The sequence below is a fragment of the Mesorhizobium sp. M7A.F.Ca.ET.027.03.2.1 genome, from assembly GCF_003999175.1.
In the GTDB taxonomy this organism is placed as follows: Bacteria; Pseudomonadota; Alphaproteobacteria; order Rhizobiales; family Rhizobiaceae; genus Mesorhizobium.
The window spans coordinates 1-1,576 of record NZ_RZOM01001254.1 but is presented as its reverse complement, the minus strand read 5'-3'; the positions used below and the strand labels follow the sequence as shown (position 1 = coordinate 1,576).

At 62.1% G+C, this 1,576-nt stretch carries 2 protein-coding genes; one reads left to right on the top strand and one right to left on the bottom strand.

What is annotated here, in order from left to right:
* Nucleotides 1-582: inverse autotransporter beta domain-containing protein (locus tag EN750_RS33565; protein WP_145968166.1), on the bottom strand; the 582-nt coding region annotated here is incomplete at its 3' end.
* A gap of 258 nt (nt 583-840) precedes the next feature.
* Between EN750_RS33565 and EN750_RS33560 the strand changes: the two genes are divergently transcribed.
* Nucleotides 841-1,407, top strand: coding sequence for an invasion associated locus B family protein (locus EN750_RS33560; protein WP_245481823.1), 567 nt, complete (start codon nt 841-843; stop codon nt 1,405-1,407).
* The last annotated feature ends 169 nt before the right edge of the window (nt 1,408-1,576 follow it).

The window sequence follows — 1,576 nt, the reverse complement described above, 5'->3', positions numbered from 1 at the left end:
GTCGAGGACCGAGATCTGCTCGATCAGCTGGTTGCTGACCATCGACAGGGTCGAGCTGGTCGAGTGATCCGTCGAATCGCCCTTGATCGGCAGATAGACGTTCACATGCGCATCGAAATGTGGCGTGATTGCCTCGGCGCCCAGCGTGGCCGCGGTGAACTGGGTGGAGTTGTAGTTCTCGAGGTTGAGATAGGCGTAGCCGCCGATCATCAGGTCCGGGTTGACGATGCGGCGAATGCCGAGGCCGACATCCTGGCCGGAACCATCCTTGAAATCATGCTTGGCCCGGACATCCAGGAACAGCACGGATTCGGCCGTCTGCTTGAGCGGGATGAAACCTTCGAGCGCGGCGTTGCCGCCATTGTTGTCGGCGCCGATGATGGCGCGGATCTGCGGCTGCCACAGGCCGTTCGGATCGGCATGGGCCGTCAGACCGGAAAGACCGAGCGCCAGCGTCGTCAGCGCCGTCGTCTTCCAAAGATGCCTGGCGATTTGCGAACGGCGATAGCCAGCGCGAACGTGGAAATCCTCCCCACGCGCCGCTATCTCACCAACTTGCCGAGACGTCTCGGTAGTTCCCATCCCTGGCGAGTCCTTCGGGGACTACACGCGCCCCGTGTAGATTCTTACTCGAATTCTATTGTATAGCGAGTCCTGGCCGATCCGATTTCTAGAGCTTTCCTGCAAAATTGCTCGCTGTGTCCGAAAGGCCACAGTAATTTCGCCGGCTTGCTTGCCTTCGGCTCGGCTTTCGGAACAGTCGCGAGTGTTGTATCAAGCCATGCTCGGGAGAATACCGGGGCGCGGCGAGGAAACATGCAAGGCATCCGGCAAAACAACATGGCACTTACTTTAGACAAGTCTAATTTACTTGGCATGGCCGCGGGGCTGGCCGCCCTGTGGCTTGGTCTGGCCGCCGGCCCAGCCCTTGCCGAAGATGCCAAGCCGGCCCAGCCAAAGCCGGCTGAAAGCAATGCAAAACCGGCCGATGCCAATCCGTGGGCGGTGAACTGCTCCAGCGGTTCGGCGACCACCGAGCTTCAGTGCCAGGTGTCGCAGAACCTGACCGAGGCCAAGACCGGGCAGCGCGTGCTGACCGTGACCGTGCGCCGCGACAACGGCAATGGCAGCCTCGCCATGCTGCTTGCCCTGCCGCACGGCCTGTTCCTGCCGTCCGGCGCCTCCTTCCAGATCGACCAGGGCCAGAAGACGACGATTGCCATCCAGACCAGCGACCAGAACGGCGCCTATGCCGCCACGCCGCTGTCGGCGGATCTCATCAAGGCCATGAAGTCCGGGACCAATCTGAACATCGGCATGGAATCGGTCACCCGCAAGCCGGTCACCATCCCGGTGTCGTTGGCCGGCTTCACCGCCGCCGTCGCCAAGCTGGAATCGATCAAGTAGCTGCTGTCAGCGGCTTGATTGTGCGCACCCGGAATGCTCCGTTGCCGCTTCGGACAGTGGAGAAACCCATGACAGGCTTTGTCGATCGCCAGCGCGCGGCGCAACTGATGGACCGCGCCGGCATCGCGGCGCTGGTGCTGTGCGCGCCTGAGGCCTTCCACTATGCGAC